The sequence below is a fragment of the Vibrio sp. 1731 genome (genome assembly GCF_033339955.1).
Lineage (GTDB): Bacteria > Pseudomonadota > Gammaproteobacteria > Enterobacterales > Vibrionaceae > Vibrio > Vibrio alginolyticus.
The window spans coordinates 14,810-36,620 of the sequence record NZ_JAWOVO010000008.1 but is presented as its reverse complement, the minus strand read 5'-3'; the positions used below and the strand labels follow the sequence as shown (position 1 = coordinate 36,620).

Below are 21,811 nucleotides of genomic sequence, written 5' to 3'. Positions count from 1 at the left end.
AAAACAGGATAAGAGGGCTAGGTTACATGTAAGTTCATGTATTTTTGTTAATTAATCATCACACTTTAATAAAATTAACTATAAGTAGTTATAAGCGCTCATTTTGAATTTGAGAGGCCAGAGCTAAGAGCAAGATCGACTGAAGGTTATCTAGGGTTGTATTTAAGAAGAGCATTAGCGGCTAAAAACAAAAAAAGAGGCGTAATAACGCCTCTTTTTTATCGCTTGATAACCTTTAGCGTCGACGACGTCCACGCGCTGGATATTCTGCGTCATCTGATGGCTGACCACTTAATGGTGGAATCTTCTCTTTCCCCGCCAGTTTCTTCTGCAGTGAAAGCATCAACTCAGCTTCGGCTTTTGGTAGTTCGCACTCTTCAATCAGCTCGTTGATATCAGCGCCAAGCTGTACCATTTTAGAAGCACGACTATACAAGCGACCATCAGTATCAGCGTGTTCGAGTTCGCGAATTCTCTCGTTTAAGTGCTGAATAATGTCTTGTTGCTCCGTCACTTTTTGTCCAAGACCAACGACAACCGAGCGCACTTCGAGTAACTGCTTACTCAACTTTTGCACTTCTTTATCTGCGTGTCGAGATTGAGCTCGTTGTTGGTCTAACTGCTTTTGTAACCCCGAGCGAATCCGCAGTTGCAAAACAACCAATACTAACACGATAAAAGCGACGCCACCCGCAAGGAATGGAGCAGATAAAAGAGTCTCTTCAGCCATCATCATTCAGCCATTAAAGGTGAGCCATCTCGTCCCACTCGTCATCTGTTAGCAGCTTGTTCAAATCCACAAGGATAAGAAGCTTGCCGTCACGGTTGCTCACACCCTGGATGAACTTCGCACTCTCGTCGGTACCAACTGAAGGCGTCGTATCAATTTCAGAAGAACGCAGATAAACGACTTCTGCCACGCTATCGACTAAGATACCAATCACTTGACGCTCAGACTCGATCACAATAATACGAGTGTTGTCGGTGACTTCGCCTTCCATCAGGCCAAAACGTGAACGTGTATCGATAACAGTAACTACATTACCGCGTAGGTTGATGATACCAAGTACATAATCTGGTGCACCTGGAACAGGGGCAATTTCAGTATAACGAAGTACTTCACGAACTTGCATTACGTTGATGCCGTACGTTTCTTCTTCTAGCTGGAACGTCACCCACTGAAGAACTTCGTCATTCGATGCATCTTTCTTCACTTCTACTTCAAAAGCTTGAGACATAGTTAATCCTCGTTAATGTCGTTCCCGACTTAAATCTAATTCAGTGATTTGACATCTAAACCGGCGTTTAGCATGTCAATGAGTGCCTGGACATGAATTAAGGCACACATTTTTTCTTTTACCATGCCCGCTAGCCAAGGGCGTTTACCCGCCTGCTCACGCCAGCGAACCTTGTCGATATTAAGCGTTTCAGTCCCAATTAATTGGTTACTGGCCAACCCCCACATGCTCTCACCAAGCATGACGACATATTGGTAGTTATCTTTATAGCTATCATCACGAAGCTTATCTGCCATCACCCATTTCGCGGTATCGACGACATCAAACTGTTGCTCGCGATTTGTTTGTAGCCCCAAATACCAGGCGGGTTTTCCTATCAAATGGTTAAGCTCGCTAATGCGATGAATACCACCTAACTCATCAAGAGGTACAGCAAACGTGACACCATTCACATCAAAGTAAAGAACTTGGAAGTCCTCACTTCGCTTCGTGCTTTCCCAGACCGTTGGTATATCGGAATCTGCTTGTGTTTCGAGTTCAGTATCGACGTTCGATTCTATATTGATACTTTGTTCGATCACTGCGTGAGGTTCATCCACCTCTGGTTGAGCTTCCTCAAAAACTGGCTCATCAATCACCCAGTCCTGTATTTCCGCAACACCCTGAAGCTCAGGCACCTCACTAAAGGTTTGTACCTCAGGCTCAGCCGCTTTTATCTCTGCTGCAATATCAATCGTATTTTGTTCAAGAATACTATCAATATCCAACTCAGCCACTGGGTTGCTTGCTTCAAGCTGACTTAATAGCCTTTGAACATCTTCCAGGTTTGGAGCTTCCAACTCTGGCGGATATGTTTCTTGAAACTGGTACGTTTCTGGCTCCGGGTATTGTAACTGCAATTCTGGCTCTGGCTCTGGCTCTGGCTCTGGCTCTGGCTCTGGCTCTGGCTCTGGCTCTGGCTCTGGCTCTGGCTCTGGCTCTGCAGATGATACCTCTTGAGCCAACAGGTCAAGGTCTTCCTCAAGAGTCGTTATTTCAGTTTCATCATCCAGTAATGCATTAAAGTAGTCATCAAGTGCTTGTTCACTGGACAGCACATCATTACTGCTCATCGAACGCCAACCTCTCCAGGTAAATCAGTAGCTGTTTATAGGCAAACACACCACGGCTACCAGATGCAAAATGCGAAGCTGGCAAGTGCTTTAAACTGGCATCGCGGAACTTGGTATCAATAGGCACCGCTGAGGTCCACACTTGATTTGGGTAATCTTTTTTCAGTTGCATCAATGTCTGCAATGACGCTTTCGTGCGCTTATCGTACATGGTTGGGACGATAGTCACTTTGAAACAGCCCGGGCGAGATTTTTGCATAATGGTTAGCGTACGCATCATGCGCTCTAGACCTTTCATTGCCAAAAACTCTGTTTGAACAGGAATCAAAATTCGGTCACTGGCTGCCAACGCGTTCACCATCATCACGCCAAGGATTGGCGGACAGTCAATCAACACATAGTCATAGTCTTGTGAGACAGTTTGCAGCGCCCGTTTTAAGATTAATCCCATACCACTGCGATTACCCATTACGCGATCAAGCGTGGCAAGGGACATATGCGCGGGAATGATATCCATTCCTTCCAGCTCTGTTTCTAAAATCAACGGTTTAACCGTCTCACGAGAAAACGTCTTCAACTGGAATAAATCAAATAGGCTCGAAGTTACTGCATCAGGATCATAACCGAGATAAGTAGTCAGTGAGGCGTGAGGATCAGTATCAACCATCAATACTCGATGGCCTTTCTGGCTCAATAAGCCCGCCAATGTCACTGTTGAGGTGGTTTTACCCACGCCTCCTTTCTGGTTAGCTACACTCCAAACAATCATGATGAATCCTAAGCTAGGCCAACTTCCACCAACATGCGTTCAGCGATGCGGTCAAGCGGTAAATCTTCTGAAGAAATGCCTGCTTTAGCAACCGCTTGGGGCATGCCATAAACAACACAACTTTCTTCATCTTGTGCCCAAATAGTTGAGCCTGCAGACTTCAACATGCGAGCGCCCTCACGACCGTCTGCACCCATGCCTGTCAACACTAAAGAGAGCACTTTGTCGCCATATACTTTTGCGGCAGAACCAAAAGTCACATCCACACATGGTTTGTAGTTCATGCGATCGCCGCCATCAATAATGCGAAGACGAGCAGCGCCCGCTCGTCCATCCACCATCATTTGTTTCCCACCTGGTGCAAGGTATGCCACACCGGGCTGTAACACATCGCCATCTTGTGCTTCTTTCACTTGAATCTTACACAAGGTGTTCAAACGACTGGCAAACGCAGCAGTAAACGTTGCTGGCATGTGTTGAATCAATACAATCGGATGCGGATAGTTCATCGGCAAGCGCGTCAGAATTTTTTGTAGAGCAACGGGGCCACCTGTTGATGTGCCAATTGCCGTCAGTTGATACTTCTTACCAGAAGCACGGTACTTTGTCGCAGCAGGTCGAGTTGGTGTTGGAGTCACAGGTGAAGCCGTTCTTGAACCTAATGATCGAGTAGTCGTGCTGGTACTCGCTGTTGGGCGAGCGATAGGTCGACGCATGAAAGCGCGCTTCGAGGCAATCTGAATCACACGCTGTTGAAGTAATGACACCGCTTCTTCACGGTTACGCGCAATGTCCTCAAACTTTTTCGGTAAGAAGTCCAATGCGCCCGCATCTAGCGCATCAAGCGTAGCTTTCGCCCCGTCGTGGGTCAGGGACGAAAACATTAGAATTGGCGTTGGAGCAGCGGCCATTATTTCACGTACAGCTGTAATGCCATCCATCACTGGCATTTCAATATCCATCGTGATGACGTCAGGTTTGAGAGATTTGGCTTTCTCAACCGCCTCTCTACCATTTACCGCAACGTCAATCACTTCTAGGCGCGATTCTGAGTTGATGATTTCGCTCACGCGACGTCGGAAAAAACTCGAATCATCAACGACTAGTACTTTAATCGCCATCTTATTCCTTTTAATAACGTCAGCTTTGCTTAAAGGCGTGAAGCCGCAGCATATCGCTTAAGTAAATCAGGCACATCTAGAATTAATGCAATATGGCCATCGCTAGTAATTGTCGCACCAGCCATACCTGGAGTGCCCTGTAATAGATTATCGAGTGGCTTAATAACCACTTCTTCTTGACCAATAAGCGTATCCACAACAAAACCAACGCGTTGGTTACCAATCTGTACAATCACCACGTGACCGTGACCAGTACGCTCTTGGACGTTTTGCGATTTGGATGCTAACCAGTTTTGTAAGTAAAATAGCGGGATAGATTTCTCACGTACAATGATCGTCAGCTGACCATCTACCACGTTTGTACGGCTAAGATCTAAGTGGAAAATTTCACTCACCGAAGCCAGTGGTAGAGCAAACGGATGACCGCCAACACCAACCATCAGAGTCGGTAAAATCGCTAACGTTAGTGGTACTTTGATCGTAATCTTAGTGCCCTTGCCTAGCTCAGAATCGATATCGATTGAACCGTTTAAGGTATTGATCGCCGTCTTAACCACGTCCATACCCACACCACGACCAGAAATGTCAGAAATTTTATCTTTACTTGAGAAGCCAGGTGCGAAGATAAGGTTGAAGCACTCTTTATCTGTTAAACGTGCCGCCGCATCTTCATCCATCATGCCACGCTTCACCGCGATGCCACGCAGTTTGTTCGGGTCCATACCGCCACCATCATCTACGATGGATAGTTCAATATGGTCCCCTTCTTGCGATGCTGACAAAATCACTTTACCTGTGCGTGATTTGCCTGCCTTCGCGCGTGCGTCTGGCATTTCAATACCGTGATCAACCGAGTTACGCACCAAGTGAATCAACGGATCGGCCAATGCTTCTACAAGGTTTTTATCGAGATCGGTTTCTTCACCGCGCATTTCTAGCACGATGTCTTTATTTAGGTTACGAGCCAAGTCACGGACAACGCGTGGGAAACGGCCAAACACTTTCTTAATTGGCTGCATACGCGTTTTCATTACCGCGCCTTGTAGATCCGCAGTTACCACATCAAGGTTAGCGACCGCTTTGGACATCTCTTCGTTGTCGCTATTCAAACCAAGGCTTAGTAGACGGTTACGCACCAATACGAGCTCACCCACCATGTTCATGATGGTATCAAGCGTCGAGGTATCAACACGAACGGTTGCTTCAGCCTGAGGTTTTTTAACCGCTGGTGCTTTGGCTTCTTCTTTTACCGCGACTGGTTTAGATTCTGGCTTTGGTGCTGGCGCTGCTTGAACAGGTGCTGGCTTAGCAACAGGCTCAGGTTTCGCAGGGCTTTGCTCTACGTTTGCTGAAGCAGGCTTCGTTGCCATGTCCAATTCTTCTAGCGTTGGACCTTTACCTGAACCATGTAGCTCATCGAGTAACTTTTCGAACTCTTCGTCCGTCATTAAGTCACTGTCTTGATTTGATGAAGATGCCACTGGAGCGGAAGGCTCTGCCGCTTTAGGTGGCTCTACTGGTACAGATGCAGCAGCCTCTGCCGTAGAAGGGCTTTTTCCTACACCGTGCAGTTCATCGAGTAAACGTTCAAACTCATCATCAGTGATATCACCACTTTCAACTGATGGTGCACTCGATTGAGGCGGTTCAGATGGCGTTGTAGGTGTCGCAGACATTGAGTTGCCTGGCGCTGAACCTTTACCATGAAGCTCATCCAATAGCTTTTCGAATTCGTCTTGGGTAATTTCATCAACAGAGCCGACACTTGATGGTGCTGACGGTGCAGCAGGTTCTTCGATGATAGGATCGGGAATAATAGGTTCTGGAGTAGCCACTGGTTCTTCAACTACGGTTGCCGCTACTTCATCTTCTGACTCAGGTTTGCATAGACGATGAAGTTCTTCAAGAAGCTCAGGGTCCGCAGCTTCTAACGGCTCACGATCTTGAACAGCCTGGAACTGGGTATTAACCGTATCCAAGGCTTTTAGCATCGTATCCATTAAGTTTTGCGTTACCGTGCGTTGACCGTTTCGTAAAACGTCGAACACGTTCTCCGCACCATGACAAGTATCGACTAGCTCTGCCAATGAAAGGAAGCCGGCACCGCCTTTTACGGTATGAAACCCGCGGAAAATAGCATTAAGTAAGTCTTTGTCTTCTGGGTTATTTTCCAATTCAACCAACTGCTCAGAAAGCAGCTCGAGAATTTCCCCAGCCTCAATGAGAAAGTCCTGAAGAATATCTTCGTCTAAATCGTAGCTCATACGTTACCTTTAAAATCCAAGACTGGACAACAAGTCATCGACTTCGTCCTGCGATGAAACCGCATCTTCTCTCAGTTCTGGATGAAGAATCGGGCCTTCGGCTTCGCTTGTTTGTGTATTCTTTTTATCTGCCGGTTCTGACAAAACTTGAATGTGTTCTTCGAGTTTATTTCCAGAGAATACGGTTAGGATTTCCACTAAGCGGCCTTCTACTTCATTAACCAACGTAATTACGCGGCGAATGATTTGGCCAGTTAGGTCTTGGAAGTCTTGCGCCATGAGAATTTCGGTCAACTGGCCGCGCAATTCAGTGCTGTCACCTTCGACTTGCACTAATAGCCCGTCGATTCGGTGGCACAGTGCTTTAAACTCGCTTAATTCTATGCGCCCGTGCATGAGTTCATTCCATTGAGGACGAACTTTTAGAAGGCAATCATGCAGGTTGTCAGCGATAGGAAGGCAGCAGTCGACCGCATCCATTGTTTTGTTGGCTGCAAGCTCTGTCTTCTCGATCACATAATTGAGACGATCCCTAGCGTTAGGGATTTCGTCTTTCGCAATTTCGGTCATGCGCTGATCGAGACTGAACTGCTTGAGTGATTCGTGAAGGTCTCGAGTTAACGCTCCAATTTCTTGCAGCATTGGGTTATCGGCACCTTCGTAGATCGAGGCAACAAGCATATTGGCTTGGTCTTGTTCCCCGTTTTCTAGCATTTGAACGAGTGACTTCGCCTGCTCTAGTGAGATCATTCTGAATAGACCCTTTTACGTTTAGTTCTTCTTATCACTTTGAAAACGCTAAACGAGTCATTTAATAGGTATTTAATAATTGGTATGAATGACTCGAATAACAAAGAGAAAGAGAGAGTTATAAACGCTCGAAAATTTTATCTAATTTTTCTTTTAATGTTGCAGCAGTAAATGGCTTAACAATGTAGCCGTTTACACCTGCTTGAGCAGCTTCAATGATCTGCTCACGCTTCGCTTCAGCCGTGATCATTAGAACTGGCAGATGCTTAAGTTCTGCATCCGCGCGGATGTGTTTAAGCAAATCGATGCCTTGCATACCTGGCATGTTCCAGTCAGTTACAACAAAATCGAAGTCACCTTTTTTCAGCATTGGTAATGCGGTTAAACCATCGTCCGCTTCTTGAGTGTTATTGAAACCCAAGTCACGAAGCAGGTTTTTAACAATACGGCGCATTGTTGAGAAATCATCAACAATAAGGATCTTCATGTTTTTATTCAAAATTGCCTCCACTGAATCGTAAAATCAGTGTTTTTAGTCATTTTGTGTCCACGCACTGAGCTTGGTACGTAAACGTTGCATCGCTTGACTCAGTATTTGACTTACGCGAGATTCGCTTACGCCTAACACATCGCCAATTTCTTTCAAATTGAGTTCTTCATCATAATAAAGCGAAAGAACCAAAGCTTCACGCTCTGGAAGCTGTTTTATTGATTCAACCAGTGCTTTTCGAAATGATTCATCAACTACCCTTTTGAATGGGTTGCTGTCATCGGTTTCATCCGCCGGTGAAATCACATCATCAGAAACGCCTAAATCTTCAATACCGACTAATTTTGAGCAGTTGATATCGGTAAGAGCACTATGATATTGATCCAGTGTCATACCGAGATGCGTGGCTACTTCAGAATCAGTAGGATCTCGATTTAATTCGCCTTCCAGCTCCGCAATCGCTTGGTTAATCTCTCGATTATTTTTATGAACAGAACGCGGTACCCAATCGCCTTTACGCATGTCATCTAACATTGCGCCACGAATACGGATACCTGCATAAGTTTCAAAGCTCGCACCTTTAGAACCATCATAATTCTGCTGAGCTTCGATAAGACCGATCATGCCGGCCTGAATTAAATCCTCTACCTGAACACTCGGCGGTAAACGGCCTAGTAGGTGGTGAGCAATGCGCTTAACCAACACTGAATAACGTTCAATGAACGCCTGCTGGCTATTAAATTTGCCATGTTGGTCATAGGTTATCGCTTTATTCACCAAAAGGGTCCTCTGCGAATTCGGTACGATTTAGCAACCTTTCCACAAAAAATTCCAAGTGTCCACTTGGTGTTTTCGGTAGTGGCCACGTCAACGCTTTGTTTGCTAGTGAGCTGATAGCTAAAGCAGCAGGCGAGCGTGGGAACGCATCAACGACAATTTTTTGTCTTTTTACAGCCTGTCGTACTTTATCATCTAATGGAATACATGCTACGAGTTCAAGGCTAACATTCAAGAATCGCTCTGTGACTAGTGTCAACTTTGCAAACAATTCTCGCCCTTCACGGTAGCTTCTGACCATATTTGCTACAACTTTAAAGCGTTGAACTTGGTGTTCTTTACTCAACAGCTTGATTAATGCATAGGCATCTGTGATTGACGTCGGTTCATCACACACAACTACAACCACATCTTGAGCTGCTCGCGAAAAACTGATTACCATGTCAGAGATACCAGCAGCGGTATCAATCAGCAGGACATCCATTTCGTCTTCAAGACTACCAAATGCTCGAATGAGTCCAGCATGCTGAGCGTGAGAAAGCTCTGTCATGCTCTGTGTGCCAGAAGTTGCAGGAATTATCTTTATACCATAAGGCCCTTCGACAATCGCATCTTTTAGCTCACATTCACCCGCTAAGACATGTCCTAGATTACGTTTTGCACGAATTCCGAGCATCACGTCCACATTGGCCAGACCTAAATCAGCGTCGAGAACCATCACCTTCTTGCCTTGGCGAGCCATACAAATCGCCAGACCCAGTGTTACGTTTGATTTCCCCACACCACCTTTGCCGCCAGTAACAGCAATCACTTTGGTCAACGATGGTTGTGTTAAGCGACGGAGGCCGCTTGCTTGATCGTGTATCATATTCTCAGTCATAGTAGTCCGCCGCCTTAGAGTCCTTCACTGTCACTGTTCCAAAAGTGAGGTTCGTTCTCTGTCGACTTCTCTAACAGTTCATTTGCTTTCGCAAGCATATATTTTGGTTGCGCTATCACAATGTCTTCTGGTACGCGCTGACCATTAGCGATGTAAGCTACTGGCATTGCGTTTTGAATCACTACACTGATGAATTCGCCTAGGCTTAATGACTCATCAAGCTTCGTCATAATACAACCCGAAAGTGGTATACGTCGGAAGTGATCCAGCGTTTCTTGTAGAACACGACGTTGTGCGGTAGCCGGCAAAACAAGGTAGCTGTGAATCACTTCTCCGCTCTCTTGCATTAGAGTGTCGAGCTGCTCGGAAAGCCTCACATCTCGTTGCCCCATCCCTGCCGTATCGACCAAAATCAGTCTTCTGTTTCTTAGCTGATATATAACATCGGCTAACTCGTTAGAATCTTTAGCAACTCTTACGGGACAACCCATGATTCTTCCGTAAATTGAGAGTTGCTCATGTGCACCTATGCGATATGTATCTGTTGTCACAAGGGCCACATTGTCGGCACCGTATTCCATGGCTGCGCGTGCTGCGAGTTTCGCTACGGTTGTTGTTTTCCCAACCCCAGTCGGACCCAACAATGCGACTACGCCACCACGTTTTAAAATGTCCTGTTTAGGAATATTGATTTGATCCGCCACCAGCGACAATAACGCTTTCCACGCTCGCGCTGGCTTTGTATCTTCCGGGATATAACAGGCCATCTGGTCCGCTAACTCCGGAGAAACGCCCATTCGCTCTAAGCGCTTAATCAGCATAGCTCTTAGCGGCTCACGGCGTTCTACTTCTTGCCACATCAGGCCAGAAACTTGGTGCTCCAACAGACGACGAATTGACGTCATCTCTTCGCGCATGCTTTCTAGCTCATCGGCCGATTCGTCACGCTCATCACTTGGGCGACGTCGGTCATATCGCGTCGGGTCCAGCTTGGGCGTCGGACGTTCAAATCGATTGTCCTGTGCGATTAGCTTCGCCAAAGGTGAATCTGGTTGATATGGCGCTGGCTTTTCTTGGTTGTAGCCGTCGCGATGCTTATTTTGGCGTTGCAGCAAAGCAGAGAGCGAATCTTCATTTTCCGCTACGTGATCGTCAGCATCTGCTGCACCACCGCTATATTGCTTAAGCATATTAGCGAATCGCTGCGTCATTGAGCCTGTTTTTTCATTGTTACTGTTATTACTGTTCAGGCTAATTTTATCTTCATCTAAATGACGATCTTGGTAACGATCAGCAGAAGACGATGACATTTGACGATGTTCGTTATAGCGATTCGATTGAGAAGCACCGCGATTTTGCTGTGACGCTGCGCTTGCTTGAGACGGATTAGATTCACTATCTATCGCCGCAACAATCGCTACTCCACCAGCCACTTTCTTGTTTGACATGATCACCGCTTCCGCGCCTAACTCCTCTTTCACTTGGAGCAGCGCCGTTCTCATGTCTTTGGCAAAAAATCGCTTTATTTTCAAACTATGAATCCATTAATGATGCGTGAGATCAGTTACCCACGGCTTGCACAATTCTGATCTGTTTTTCATCCGGGATTTCTTGGTAAGACAGTACCCGGAGATTAGGTATTGTGTTCTTCACAAATTTCGCCAACGTCGAGCGTAATACACCAGAAGTAAGTAGAACGGCAGGTTCGCCTTTCAGTTCTTGTTCCTGTGTCGCTTGGCTTAGTGAAGACTGCAATCGCTCAGCGAGTCCCGGTTCAATCCCCGCGGATTCGCCTCCTGATGCTTGCATAGTTTGATGCAATATTTGTTCCAGTTCAGGTATCAAAGTAATCACTGGTAACTCAGGCTCTATACCATTGATTTCTTGAACAATTAGACGTTTAAGACTAATTCGAACTGCTGCCGTCAATATGTCAGCTTCTTGACTCTTACTTGAGTACTCAGCCAAAGTTTGAACAATCGTGCGAATATCGCGGATTGGAATGGCCTCGTTTAACAAGTTTTGTAGGACTTTCACCACCACACCTAATGGTAATTGGTCAGGAACAAAGTTCTCGACTAACTTAGGCGCGCTGCGTCCCAACATTTCTAATAAATTCTCTACTTCTTCATGACCAATTAGCTGTGATGCGTTGTTGGTCAATAGCTGGCTTAGGTGCGTCGCTAATACCGTTGATGAATCAACAACCGTATAACCCAGAGCCTGCGCGTGCTCACGCTGATCTTCTCGGATCCATACGGCTTCCAGTCCAAAAGCAGGGTCAATGGTTGGCTCACCATCAATCATGCCATACACCTGACCTGGGTTAATCGCTAGCTCTTGATCCGGACGAATCTCTGCTTCGCCCACCGCAACCCCCATCAATGTAATTCGGTAACTGTTTGGGGTCAGCTCAAGATTGTCACGAATATGAACCGCTGGAATTAGGAACCCAAAATCTTGCGATAACTTTTTACGCACGCCTTTTACGCGCTCTAGCAGTTCCCCACCTTGGTCTCTGTCCACCAAAGGGATTAAGCGATAACCGACTTCCAAGCCAATAATATCGACTGGCTGGACGTCATCCCAAGACAGTTCGCGCTGTGAGGAAGGTTCTGTACCTTCGTCTGCTGTTGCTGGTAAAGCGGGCTCTTTCGCTTTCTGCTTCTGCCGTTTGTCGATGAAATATGCCGCTGCACCGGCCGCGACTGCCAGGCTCAAAAACGCAAAGTGTGGCATGCCCGGTACGATGCCCATCACACCAAGAATAGCCGCAGTAATCATCAGCGCTTTTGGGTTGTCGAACATCTGGAAGACCAGTTGTTCACCCATGTCTTCATCGGTGTTTTGGCGTGTCACCATCATTGCCGCTGCAATTGACAGCAATAGCGATGGGATTTGTGCGACCAAACCATCACCGATTGTCAGTAAGGTATAGATTTCAATCGCTTCACCGAAACCCAATCCATACTGCGCCATACCGATCGACAGACCGCCGACGATGTTGATAAACAGAATCAAAATACCGGCAATCGCGTCACCTTTTACGAACTTCGAGGCACCATCCATCGAGCCATAGAAATCCGCTTCTTTGGTCACTTCAAAACGACGAACTCTTGCCTGCTCTTGGTCTATCAATCCGGCATTCAAGTCCGCATCAATCGCCATTTGCTTACCCGGCAACGCATCAAGCGTAAAGCGAGCACTTACCTCAGAGATACGACCCGCACCTTTGGTCACCACCATAAAGTTGATGATCATTAAGATGAGGAAAACCACTAGGCCGACCGCGTAGTTACCACCAATAACGACGTTACCGAACGCCTCAATTACGTTACCTGCCGCATTACCGCCTTCATGACCATGCAGTAAGACGACACGAGTCGAGGCAACGTTCAAAGCCAAGCGGAGCAACGTGGCGATCAGCAATACCGTTGGAAAAGCAGCGAAGTCCAAAGGGCGACGTGTGTAAACGGTCACTAACAACACCACCATCGACAGCGCGATGTTAAAGGTGAAGAACATATCCAGCAAAAATGCTGGAATCGGCAGTACCACCATCGCTAGGGTGGCCAAAACCATCACCGGAGCACCAATAGCTGGCATTTCACGTTGAGGGATTCGTGGCAATTTATCTGCAAACGGCAGGCTTAACTTCATACTGCGAGAGATCTCAATCGATTGAAGCGTCACGTAAGCTCTTACTATTAATACGCGACCGCTTTAGCCTAAAAGTTTAGGTAGGGTTGATAATTAAAGCGTTTTAAGCAATCTATGTACCATAATTAGCGCCAAAATAATGACTAAACACTCAAATAGAGCTTAGCTTTTGATCAAACGAGCTTTTTTAAGGCTTTACCGCTTTTCGTATCAATGACGGTGCTCGGGCGGGATTGGCAAATCATAATCTTGAATTTTCGGGCGCTGTCCACCTCGTTTTCGGTATTGCTTCAATTGGAATACAAATGCCAAAACCTGAGCGACGGCAGTAAATAACCCATCGGGGATCTCTTGCTCGAGCTCTGTCGTGTGGTACAACGCACGAGCCAAAGGTGGTGCGGGCACAATCGTAATGTCATGTTCGCGGGCGACTTCTCGAATCTTCATCGCCATGTGGTCAGTACCTTTAGCGATCACGACTGGCGCACGGTCTGTCTTCTGCTTATAACGAAGCGCTACCGAGAAGTGCTCAGGGTTAGTAACAATAACATCAGCTTGAGGAACATCCGCCATCATTCGACGTTGAGCCGCTTCCCTTTGCAACATACGAATACGGCCTTTCACTTCCGGCTTACCTTCAGTCTCTTTGTATTCGTCTTTGACTTCTTGCTTGGTCATTTTTAACTGATCGGCGTGCTGCCAGATTTGAAATGGAATATCGATGGCAACCACAATCAATAGCGAGCAACTGATCAGCAAAATAAAGTTCAGCAAAATATCTAAAGCATGGAAGATGTTTTGCGGATACACATCCATGCTCAATTGAATCAGATCGGCCTGCGATGCTTGGATCAAATAGATGGCGACACCAGTGACCAGAACCACTTTAAGGATTGATTTGATCAACTCTACCCAGCTTTGCATTCCAACCATTCGCTTTAAGCCGCTAAGCGGATTCATTTTCGACAGCTTGGGCATGGCCGCTTGGGCAGAAAAACTGATTCCTCCCACACCTGCTGCTCCAATCATGGCGGCGGTAAACAATGTCGCTAACACCAAAAATAGTGGGAACAACAAATCACTCATCGCGCCCAAAGCGATATCAAACAGTTTTGCAGTATCGAAAATCTCTTCTCGTTGAAGATCAAATAAACGGCTCATGATGGAAAACAATGAACGTGCTAACGCCTCGCCAAACCACATCAATGAAATGGCGCCAACGATCAGCACAGATGCTGATGCGAGCTCTTTAGATCGAGCGACCTGCCCCTTTTCTCTGGCTTGTTGTAACCGTCGGGGCGTGGCTTCTTCGGTGCGTTCCTGACCGTCTGATTCTGCCAAATCTTAGCACTCCAAGCGAATAAGCCGACAAATCTGCGCCTCACCCACTGTCCAGAACATTTCATAATGACTGTATAGACCAGCCAGTATGTACCAACAAAGTAATAGACCCACCATCAAAGCAAAAGCAAAACCAAGCGAGAAGATATTCAGCTGTGGTGCGGCACGGGTCATTACACCAAACGACAAGTTAATGGTCAGTAGCGCAATAATGCCAGATAGAGACATACTCAGTGCCGTTTGGAACATAATACCAAGCCAGCCTGCCATTTCACGGAAATCAACCGCGTTGAGCGAGCCGGAGCCAATCGGCAAAGTTTTGAAACTGAACACCACCAATTGCAGCATTTTTAAGTGTCCATCGGTGGCAAGAAAAAACATTGTCGTTAAGAACATGAATAACTGACCAAGCAATGGCGTGTTCTGACCATTTGCAGGATCAACCATAGAAGCAAAGCCCAAACTTGATTGCATACCCAATATTTGACCCAGCAGGACAAAGGTTTGAATCATAAATTGAGTAACCATACCCATCGCTATGCCGATGATCATTTGCTCGGCAATGGTCATGAAACCACGAAACGAGAGTAGCTCAATGTCTTGAGGTACGGCGGGGATGGCTGGCATGACAGCGAAAGTGATGGCTAAACCGAGGTAAAGGCGGATTCTTGGCGAAACAAATCGGGCCCCGGTTACTGTCATCACCATCAACATGGATGAGATACGAACATAGGGCCAGAAGTAGTTTGCGATCCAATCTAAGACAACGCTAGTGGGGTACTCCATAGGCGCCTCTAATAAAGCACCTGAGGTAAGCGTTCAATCAAGCCATAGAAATATTCCATCAACATTTGCGTCATCCAATGCCCAAACAGCATCAGGGCCAAAAGCGTGACAATCAAACGCGGTAAGAAGCTCAATGTTTGTTCGTTGATGGATGTCGCAGCTTGAAAAATCGCAACTACAAGGCCGATAAGCAAGCTTGGGATGATAATGGCGCAGACCATGATAAGCACCATCCAAAGTGCTTCACGGAAAAGCTCGACAAACATTTCTGGTGTCATGTCTTATCCTCTATCTGCGCTTATCTAAAGGGCAAAGCTGCCCGCAAGTGTCGAGAGTATCAAGTTCCAACCATCGACCAATACGAACAACATCAACTTGAACGGCAACGAAACAATCATTGGTGACAACATCATCATACCCATTGCCATCAGTACCGAAGCGACTACAAGGTCAATAATCAAAAACGGCAAGAAGAGCATAAAGCCAATTTGGAATGCAGTTTTTAGCTCTGAGGTGATAAAAGCCGGAATCAACACCGCCATCGACACATCTTCTGGATTCTCGACTTGCTCTCCAGACATGGTTACGAACGTCTCCAAATCTTTGATTCGGGTCTGCTTAAGCATAAATGCTTTCATTGGCGCTTGTGCTGCATCAAACGCTTCTCGCGCCGTAACTTGCTCGTTCAAATAAGGTTGAACAGCTTTGTCGTTGATTTCGTTCAGGACAGGAGACATAACAAAAAAGGTCAAAAACAGCGCAATACCAATAATAACCTGATTAGAAGGCGTTTGTTGCAAACCCATTGCCTGACGCAATATCGACATCACCACCACAATTCGAGTGAACGAGGTCATCAGAATCACCATGGCAGGCAAGAAGCCAAGCATGGTCATTAACGCTAAAATTTGTAGTGTAATCGAGTAGTCTTCACTGCCATCAGGGTTCGTGGTCATGGTGAATGCTGGAATACCACCGCCACTAGAAACGGACATAGCACGGCTAGCACCAGTATCACTTTGCATAGCCTGAACTGTAACACTACTTCCATCGGCTAAGTTATCTGGCAGCGCTGACTCCTCTGCTTCAGCAAAGGTAAATGAAGAAAACAGCACGCCGACAAAAAGTAACAACGTACTCAGGAGCAAACGAATTGGATTACCCTTTGTCATGTTTTTTGATCAGCTGGCTAAATTGAGTCGCAAAAGCATTGGTCGCCAACTCTTCCTCTTTCAGTGGCTTATCTAACTTGGCTAAAGTTTGGATCGATTGGCTAGTAATCCCAACCAAAAACTGTTCTTCACCCACTTGAACTACTGCGATTCTTTCTTTTGTACCCACTGGCAACTGACTCACTATACGCAAGCCCTTTTGTTGTCCCATCGCTGGCACTTGCATATGTTTCAGCAACCAAGCCAGCAAAAGAATCACGCCGATTACAAGCACAAGCGAGCCAAGTGTCGTCGCAAGATCCAGATTATTTGGTGCGGCAGCAAATGCATAAGGAGCACTTAGCATTAAGCTCAGTGCTCCAGTGATTTGCTTCAATCGCATTTTGATTGAACGACTCATCTTAACGCAGCTTCTTAATTCGTTCAGTTTGGCTGATCACATCCGTCAAACGGATACCAAACTTATCGTTGACGACCACGACTTCGCCGTGAGCAATCAAAGTACCGTTAACCAATACGTCGAGCGACTCACCGGCTAGACGATCCAACTCAACAACCGAACCTTGGTTAAGCTGCAACAGGTTCCGAATGCTAATTTGAGAACGACCGACTTCCATCGAAATCGTCACCGGGATATCCATAATAGTGTCGAGTTTACGACGCTCATCTTCGCTAATTGGGCTTGAAGTGTCTTTTAGCTCTTCCAGTGGCGCAGCCAATACTTCATCTACGTCTACAGAAGGGGCAGACGGGTCTTCGCCAAGAGCGGCTGCCCATTCGTCTGCTAGCTTTTGATCGTCACTTGGTTCCATTTTTCTATCCTGTGTTACGCCTTACTCATGCCATAGCATGTCTGTTTAATAAGGTATCTTAATGGTCTATATCGTCTTCACTCTCAAGCTCGGACATGATGTCTTTACCTAAGAAAGCTAAATCTGTTTTGACGACATGTGGGCGCTCAATTTCCTCAGAAATTTGCACCGCTAATTTGTCTTCCGAACGACCCATTTTTACGCGATAGGTCGGTAGGTCTTCTACAAACATCGTCGCATGTTCTGGCATTTCAATCGGGATGATGTCGCCCGGTTGCAGCTCCATGAGATCACGCAAAGAAATGTCTTTTTCGAGCAAGTTCACGCGGAAGTTAACCGGACAATCCATGATCTCTTCACGTAGTGCTGAGCTCCAGCGAACGTCCGTTTCCATCTTGTCGGACTGAACACCTGCATCCAATAGTTCACGGATAGGCTCAACCATGGAGTAAGGCATAACGACATGAAAATCGCCGCCACCGCCGTCAACTTCTATATGGAAGGAACTCACGACAATCACTTCTGTCGGGCTGACAATGTTTGCCATACTTGGGTTTACTTCAGAGTCGAGATATTCGAACTCTACCCCCATCACTGGCGACCACGCTTCTTTATAATCTTCAAATACAATTTTCAGTAACAACTGAATGATGCGGCGTTCCGTTGGGGTAAATTCGCGGCCTTCGATTTTGGCGTGGAATCGACCATCACCGCCAAAGAAGTTTTCTACCAGAATAAAGACTAAACGAGCCTCCATGGTGATCAACGCAGTGCCTTTTAACGGACGAAAACGCACCATGTTCAAACTGGTTGGCACGTACAATGTGTTCTGGTATTCACCAAACTTCATCATCTGCACGCCATTGATCGACACCTCTGCCGTTTTACGCAGCATATTAAACAGACTAATACGCATGTGCCGTGCAAAGCGCTCGTTGATAAGTTCGAGCGTCGGCATTCGACCACGTACGATTCTGTCTTGCGACGAGAAATCAAAATTGACGGCACCCTCAGTGTCGTTTTCTATCGGTTCATCGACGTCATCAACATCGTCAACCCCATGCAATAGCGCATCAATTTCGTCTTGGCTTAATAGATCGGTCACGTTTTACCTATTGAATAACAAAATCTGTAAACAGTACTTTTTCAATCACTGGCTTACCGACCGCAGCATTCAGCGCTGCTTTGATATCTTCGGAAGCACGATCGCGCAACTCCACTCGTCCTGTAGGAGAGCGCAATTGATCAACCGTCGCGGAAGCAAACGTTGATAGCATAGAGCTTTCAATCAGTGGCGAATGATACCGCGCCAACTCTTCATTTTCTGCACCGCGAACCATTAACTGCGCTTTAATTTGAACCAGCCTATCGCGGCTATCCCCAGTAACGTTAAATACAAATGCCTGAGGAAGATTCACATACGCGATGGGCGCAGCATCCGATGCCTTCACTTGAGCCTGTTGAGACGATTCAGCCTGAGCAGGTTCATCAGAGCCCATTAGAAAAAATGCCGCTGCCCCGCCACCAAGTAGTAATACTACAACAGCGATGATGATGATAAGTAACTTGCTTTTTCCTTTCGGCGCATCGGCCCCTTGTAACTGTTCTTCTGCCATTCTTGTCTCTTATTGTTCTTTTGAGTTACCAAGACGTTTTAGTGAGTTGCTTGGTAACCATATTCCATTGCCGTTAAACGGCCTTTTATGCGTAAAAACTAATTCCATCACGCTTTGAAGCGACATTCAAATCCAGATTGACATCAGATTCAAAACCCTCTTCGGACTGTCCAGAAAAACCGCCACTTTGCGCGCTTTGACCATGTTGTTCAGCAGTATACCTACCTTGCTGTTGCCCGCTGTTTTGTTGCTGGACGGAAGAATCAGCCAGCTGCATACCTTGTTGCGCTAGCATTTCTCTCAAACGAGGGAGCGTCTGTTCAATAATGTCACGAGCTTGCGGGTTGTTCACTGTAAAATGTACATTGGCAACGTCATTATTCATGGTCATACGAATTTGCATACGACCTAACTCTGGTGGATCAAGACGAATATCGAGATTTTTCAGATTCTTCGACATCATCATTTGCACTTTTTCCGCAACTTGCTCGTTGGCTAGCTCTTTAGTTAGTTGCAACGGAAGCTGAGCTTGTTGTGCAGCATCAATACGCGCTTGTTGCTGCACATTAATTCCTTGCTGACCTGCCATAGCCTGAAGCTGTCCAGCGAAGCCATGTTGGAGGTCCGGCTTATCTTGTTTATCAGCAGTCGCCTTTAGCGCACCAGTCGCCAATGCTGCGTTCATCACTTTCTGGCTAATCTCTCCGTCTTTCACACCTTGAAGCGACGTCGGCACTTGCGCGGCTATCAACGTATCGGGCATTGAAGATAATGCGACTTTATCTCCACTATGAGTAGCTTGTGGCTGGGGTACTTGAGCCGCTGTATGCTGGATTTGCTGAGACACTGCCATAGGTCCAGCCTGGCGAGTTAAGTTATGTTGTACTTGTTGCTCTGCTAGAATCTGTTTAATGTCATTAGGGAGCGCAACAAATTGGGCAAGGTCTTGCTCAGGAATATCCGCCGTGATCGTTCCTTGTTTCAACCCTTCAATGATCTGAGCTTCTTGCTGAGTCAGTGGTTTTCCTTGCGCCAACTTAGTATCTATAACTTCAAGTTCATCCAAGGAGACTCGTGGAAGCGCGTCGATGTTGGAACCATCAACGTCTGTTAACAACGGCGACAGATCATTAGCTACTTCACCACTGACTGCGCTCTTAGCCGTCGGATGGCTGGCTTGTTTCGCTAGCTCTTGCCAAGCAGCAAACTCAGGCGAAAGTTTGTCGACATCGATAGGTTGACCATTCTTATCTAAAATTGGCTCTAAGTCTTGTCCTGGGATCATCTGTGCTTGTTCAAGCGAATGAACTGATGGCGTTTCATTCAAAGCCAGCTCATCAAGGTGTGTCGAAACGGTTGCTTGCTCGTGGAACGAATGCACTAAATTCGCGCTCTGAGGCAAAACTTTGCCACTATCGATGGATGCATTACTCGCATTCAGGGTTTGATTCGCTTGTTCAATTCGACCAAGAAGCTGTTGTCCTTCGCCCATCGTGCTTTTTACGTCCATTGTATTTGATGGGTTACTCGTATCAATTGATGTTGATTTCACTTTTTCAATAGCTTCAACATCATGCTCCAAAGGTGTGCTGTTACTCGCCTTTTGTAAACTTACTTCTTCACTTAAGATTGCATTCGGTTTGTTTGCTGATATTTCATCAAAATCATGGGTCCCGTCACTGACGGATTCTTGGCTTTCTTGCGCCAACAATTCGTCCGAGACGTTAGCAGAAGAAGTACTGCCTACATCCGCTCTTTCTTTTTCTTCAACCACTGTCGATTCTGTTGCTACTTTTTCGGGCTTTTGTTTACCAGCAAATGCATCGGTTAACGTTTCTAAAAATCCCTTGCTCTCAGTGCTCTCTGCGGACGCTTTAGCGGACACATCAGAAACTGGCGTCTTGGTAGTCGCAGATACATGGGACAAATTCACACTCATTTAGAAACTCTCGTTCTCGTGGCTCTGAGCGTATCGCTGACAGACAGCGATACTGGCGGCAAACAAAGGTCAAAAAGACCCGACACTGACAGCTAAAATGCAAAAATCACACCACAATATTGAGCCAATTCTCGGTAAGCTAATAGATGGCATGTTTATGGAACAAACATCAACAGTCCTATCCGAGAACCTGGTTCCTAACATGATGTACAGCTACTTGATTGACTTTGAAAAACGATAAGCGTAAACAGACATTTGACTTAACAATTAAGGAATCACTTTGAAGATCACAGAATTACGCCAATATAGAATCAGAGCAGGCAAAACAGAACAGTGGCTAAGTTGGATGAAGGAAGAACTGTTGCCCTATCAACGCTCACAAGGCATGCGTGTACTGAATACTTACGTCCACACTGGTGATGATGGACATGACTATTTTGTTTGGCTTAGAGAGTTCGACAATGAACAAGCACGCCAGGCTCTCTACGAAAAAACATACAACGAGTGGTGGGTTCGCGAGATTCGACCGAAGGTATTTGAGCTAATTGAACAAGACTCAATCAAAGTTACCTTACTTGAATCGGTAGAGATGTAGTCAACTGCAACACCGTAATGCAATATCGAACCGATAACGTTTAGAAACGATGTGGTTTTCGACTATAAAGTAAGGTGGAAAACTCGTCCATTTGCTTTTGTTCGCGCTTAGCTTCAGCAAGTTGTTTCTCTTTTTCGCGTTTATCTATCATCCACTCATAGGATTTGCGTTCTTTACGCACGGTTAACCAATATTCTTTACAGTTTTCAACCTGCTCTTTGAAATGACTTTCTGCTTGCTTTTGCTTAGATAAAGTTTCATCTAGCTGGGTAAGGAATCGATTTAAGTGTCCATATTGACTTGCCGTTAGGCCCGCCTGACCACGGTCGACGAGTTGCTGGCAATAATCAAGCCGATACTTTTCAATTTGTTCAACCTGACGGTAATAATCTTCGAGTTCAGAACGCGCTTTGTTCAGTGCAAGCACAGCTTGGTCTTCACGATCCTTAGTTTGCTCAAGTAGAAACTCCATCGCATTATTCATGCGCT

Annotated in this window: 23 protein-coding genes; 1 reads left to right on the top strand and 22 read right to left on the bottom strand. The window is 46.1% G+C overall.

What is annotated here, in order from left to right; genetic code table 11:
* Positions 1-235 precede the first annotated feature (235 nt).
* From R7035_RS11150 to R7035_RS11050, 21 genes are all read right to left on the bottom strand, one after another.
* Positions 236-730, bottom strand: a complete 495-nt coding sequence (locus tag R7035_RS11150; RefSeq protein WP_025998721.1) for a DUF2802 domain-containing protein — start codon at positions 728-730, stop codon at positions 236-238.
* 13 nt (positions 731-743) lie between these two features.
* The gene (locus R7035_RS11145) at positions 744-1,238 is read right to left on the bottom strand and encodes a chemotaxis protein CheW (protein ID WP_005380507.1); all 495 of its coding nucleotides are present in this window, start codon (positions 1,236-1,238) and stop codon (positions 744-746) included.
* Positions 1,239-1,273: 35 nt separating this feature from the next.
* The gene (locus R7035_RS11140; protein WP_318146131.1) at positions 1,274-2,350 is read right to left on the bottom strand and encodes a chemotaxis protein CheW; all 1,077 of its coding nucleotides are present in this window, start codon (positions 2,348-2,350) and stop codon (positions 1,274-1,276) included.
* Entirely contained in the window at positions 2,340-3,119 is a 780-nt protein-coding gene (locus tag R7035_RS11135) for a ParA family protein (RefSeq protein WP_256901272.1), read from the bottom strand. Before R7035_RS11135 ends, R7035_RS11140 begins: the two co-directional genes overlap by 11 nt.
* An 8-nt stretch (positions 3,120-3,127) precedes the next feature.
* Complete coding sequence (locus R7035_RS11130) at positions 3,128-4,240, bottom strand: chemotaxis response regulator protein-glutamate methylesterase (RefSeq protein WP_025767174.1); 1,113 nt, start codon at positions 4,238-4,240, stop codon at positions 3,128-3,130.
* 29 nt (positions 4,241-4,269) lie between these two features.
* Positions 4,270-6,504, bottom strand: coding sequence for a chemotaxis protein CheA (locus R7035_RS11125; RefSeq protein WP_262651792.1), 2,235 nt, complete (start codon positions 6,502-6,504; stop codon positions 4,270-4,272).
* A 9-nt stretch (positions 6,505-6,513) separates the two neighbouring features.
* Complete coding sequence (locus R7035_RS11120) at positions 6,514-7,254, bottom strand: protein phosphatase CheZ (RefSeq protein WP_005380502.1); 741 nt, start codon at positions 7,252-7,254, stop codon at positions 6,514-6,516.
* Between the two features lie 118 nt (positions 7,255-7,372).
* Positions 7,373-7,741 carry a chemotaxis response regulator CheY gene (gene cheY, locus R7035_RS11115; protein ID WP_017635949.1) on the bottom strand — a complete coding sequence of 123 codons (369 nt, stop codon included), beginning with the start codon at positions 7,739-7,741 and terminating at the stop codon, positions 7,373-7,375.
* A gap of 45 nt (positions 7,742-7,786) precedes the next feature.
* Positions 7,787-8,521 (bottom strand): RNA polymerase sigma factor FliA, encoded by a 735-nt coding sequence (locus R7035_RS11110; RefSeq protein WP_213969101.1) that lies wholly within the window; start codon positions 8,519-8,521, stop codon positions 7,787-7,789.
* Positions 8,514-9,401, bottom strand: a complete 888-nt coding sequence (locus R7035_RS11105; protein WP_005380498.1) for a MinD/ParA family protein — start codon at positions 9,399-9,401, stop codon at positions 8,514-8,516. Before R7035_RS11105 ends, R7035_RS11110 begins: the two co-directional genes overlap by 8 nt.
* 14 nt (positions 9,402-9,415) lie before the next feature.
* Positions 9,416-10,933: a flagellar biosynthesis protein FlhF gene (gene flhF / locus R7035_RS11100; RefSeq protein ID WP_033907111.1), complete on the bottom strand. Its 1,518-nt coding sequence runs from the start codon at positions 10,931-10,933 to the stop codon at positions 9,416-9,418.
* A 28-nt stretch (positions 10,934-10,961) separates the two neighbouring features.
* Positions 10,962-13,061 (bottom strand): flagellar biosynthesis protein FlhA, encoded by a 2,100-nt coding sequence (flhA, locus tag R7035_RS11095; protein WP_025998722.1) that lies wholly within the window; start codon positions 13,059-13,061, stop codon positions 10,962-10,964.
* A gap of 210 nt (positions 13,062-13,271) precedes the next feature.
* Positions 13,272-14,402: a flagellar biosynthesis protein FlhB gene (gene flhB / locus R7035_RS11090; RefSeq protein WP_005380490.1), complete on the bottom strand. Its 1,131-nt coding sequence runs from the start codon at positions 14,400-14,402 to the stop codon at positions 13,272-13,274.
* Positions 14,403-14,405: 3 nt separating this feature from the next.
* The gene (gene fliR / locus R7035_RS11085) at positions 14,406-15,188 is read right to left on the bottom strand and encodes a flagellar biosynthetic protein FliR (protein ID WP_005384463.1); all 783 of its coding nucleotides are present in this window, start codon (positions 15,186-15,188) and stop codon (positions 14,406-14,408) included.
* Between the two features lie 8 nt (positions 15,189-15,196).
* The gene (fliQ, locus tag R7035_RS11080; RefSeq protein ID WP_005380488.1) at positions 15,197-15,466 is read right to left on the bottom strand and encodes a flagellar biosynthesis protein FliQ; all 270 of its coding nucleotides are present in this window, start codon (positions 15,464-15,466) and stop codon (positions 15,197-15,199) included.
* Between the two features lie 24 nt (positions 15,467-15,490).
* A complete protein-coding gene (gene fliP, locus R7035_RS11075; RefSeq protein WP_262651791.1) occupies positions 15,491-16,360 on the bottom strand; it encodes a flagellar type III secretion system pore protein FliP in 870 nt (289 codons plus the stop codon).
* On the bottom strand, positions 16,347-16,760 hold the full coding sequence (gene fliO / locus R7035_RS11070) for a flagellar biosynthetic protein FliO (RefSeq protein WP_169627481.1): 414 nt from the start codon (positions 16,758-16,760) through the stop codon (positions 16,347-16,349). Before fliO ends, fliP begins: the two co-directional genes overlap by 14 nt.
* A 1-nt stretch (position 16,761) precedes the next feature.
* The gene (gene fliN, locus R7035_RS11065; RefSeq protein WP_005380479.1) at positions 16,762-17,172 is read right to left on the bottom strand and encodes a flagellar motor switch protein FliN; all 411 of its coding nucleotides are present in this window, start codon (positions 17,170-17,172) and stop codon (positions 16,762-16,764) included.
* A 58-nt stretch (positions 17,173-17,230) separates the two neighbouring features.
* Positions 17,231-18,277, bottom strand: a complete 1,047-nt coding sequence (gene fliM, locus R7035_RS11060; protein WP_005380478.1) for a flagellar motor switch protein FliM — start codon at positions 18,275-18,277, stop codon at positions 17,231-17,233.
* 7 nt (positions 18,278-18,284) lie between these two features.
* Positions 18,285-18,788 (bottom strand): flagellar basal body-associated protein FliL, encoded by a 504-nt coding sequence (fliL, locus tag R7035_RS11055; protein WP_005380477.1) that lies wholly within the window; start codon positions 18,786-18,788, stop codon positions 18,285-18,287.
* Between the two features lie 85 nt (positions 18,789-18,873).
* Positions 18,874-20,727 (bottom strand): flagellar hook-length control protein FliK, encoded by a 1,854-nt coding sequence (locus R7035_RS11050; protein ID WP_262651790.1) that lies wholly within the window; start codon positions 20,725-20,727, stop codon positions 18,874-18,876.
* 280 nt (positions 20,728-21,007) lie between these two features.
* On the opposite strand from R7035_RS11050, the gene R7035_RS11045 reads away from it, so the two are divergent.
* Complete coding sequence (locus R7035_RS11045; protein WP_005380475.1) at positions 21,008-21,322, top strand: NIPSNAP family protein; 315 nt, start codon at positions 21,008-21,010, stop codon at positions 21,320-21,322.
* Between the two features lie 40 nt (positions 21,323-21,362).
* On the opposite strand, the gene fliJ is transcribed toward R7035_RS11045, so the two are convergent.
* Entirely contained in the window at positions 21,363-21,806 is a 444-nt protein-coding gene (fliJ, locus tag R7035_RS11040) for a flagellar export protein FliJ (RefSeq protein WP_005380474.1), read from the bottom strand.
* Positions 21,807-21,811: the final 5 nt, after the last annotated feature.

Coding starts and splice junctions, on each gene's coding strand:
- R7035_RS11150 (WP_025998721.1), bottom strand. CDS start 730: ATGGCTGAAGAGACTCTTTTATCTGCTCCATTCCTTGCGGGTGGCGTC.
- R7035_RS11145 (WP_005380507.1), bottom strand. CDS start 1,238: ATGTCTCAAGCTTTTGAAGTAGAAGTGAAGAAAGATGCATCGAATGAC.
- R7035_RS11140 (WP_318146131.1), bottom strand. CDS start 2,350: ATGAGCAGTAATGATGTGCTGTCCAGTGAACAAGCACTTGATGACTAC.
- R7035_RS11135 (WP_256901272.1), bottom strand. CDS start 3,119: ATGATTGTTTGGAGTGTAGCTAACCAGAAAGGAGGCGTGGGTAAAACC.
- R7035_RS11130 (WP_025767174.1), bottom strand. CDS start 4,240: ATGGCGATTAAAGTACTAGTCGTTGATGATTCGAGTTTTTTCCGACGT.
- R7035_RS11125 (WP_262651792.1), bottom strand. CDS start 6,504: ATGAGCTACGATTTAGACGAAGATATTCTTCAGGACTTTCTCATTGAG.
- R7035_RS11120 (WP_005380502.1), bottom strand. CDS start 7,254: ATGATCTCACTAGAGCAGGCGAAGTCACTCGTTCAAATGCTAGAAAAC.
- cheY (WP_017635949.1), bottom strand. CDS start 7,741: ATGAAGATCCTTATTGTTGATGATTTCTCAACAATGCGCCGTATTGTT.
- R7035_RS11105 (WP_005380498.1), bottom strand. CDS start 9,401: ATGACTGAGAATATGATACACGATCAAGCAAGCGGCCTCCGTCGCTTA.
- flhA (WP_025998722.1), bottom strand. CDS start 13,061: ATGAAGTTAAGCCTGCCGTTTGCAGATAAATTGCCACGAATCCCTCAA.
- fliR (WP_005384463.1), bottom strand. CDS start 15,188: ATGGAGTACCCCACTAGCGTTGTCTTAGATTGGATCGCAAACTACTTC.
- fliQ (WP_005380488.1), bottom strand. CDS start 15,466: ATGACACCAGAAATGTTTGTCGAGCTTTTCCGTGAAGCACTTTGGATG.
- fliP (WP_262651791.1), bottom strand. CDS start 16,360: ATGACAAAGGGTAATCCAATTCGTTTGCTCCTGAGTACGTTGTTACTT.
- fliO (WP_169627481.1), bottom strand. CDS start 16,760: ATGAGTCGTTCAATCAAAATGCGATTGAAGCAAATCACTGGAGCACTG.
- fliN (WP_005380479.1), bottom strand. CDS start 17,172: ATGGAACCAAGTGACGATCAAAAGCTAGCAGACGAATGGGCAGCCGCT.
- fliL (WP_005380477.1), bottom strand. CDS start 18,788: ATGGCAGAAGAACAGTTACAAGGGGCCGATGCGCCGAAAGGAAAAAGC.
- R7035_RS11050 (WP_262651790.1), bottom strand. CDS start 20,727: ATGAGTGTGAATTTGTCCCATGTATCTGCGACTACCAAGACGCCAGTT.
- fliJ (WP_005380474.1), bottom strand. CDS start 21,806: ATGAATAATGCGATGGAGTTTCTACTTGAGCAAACTAAGGATCGTGAA.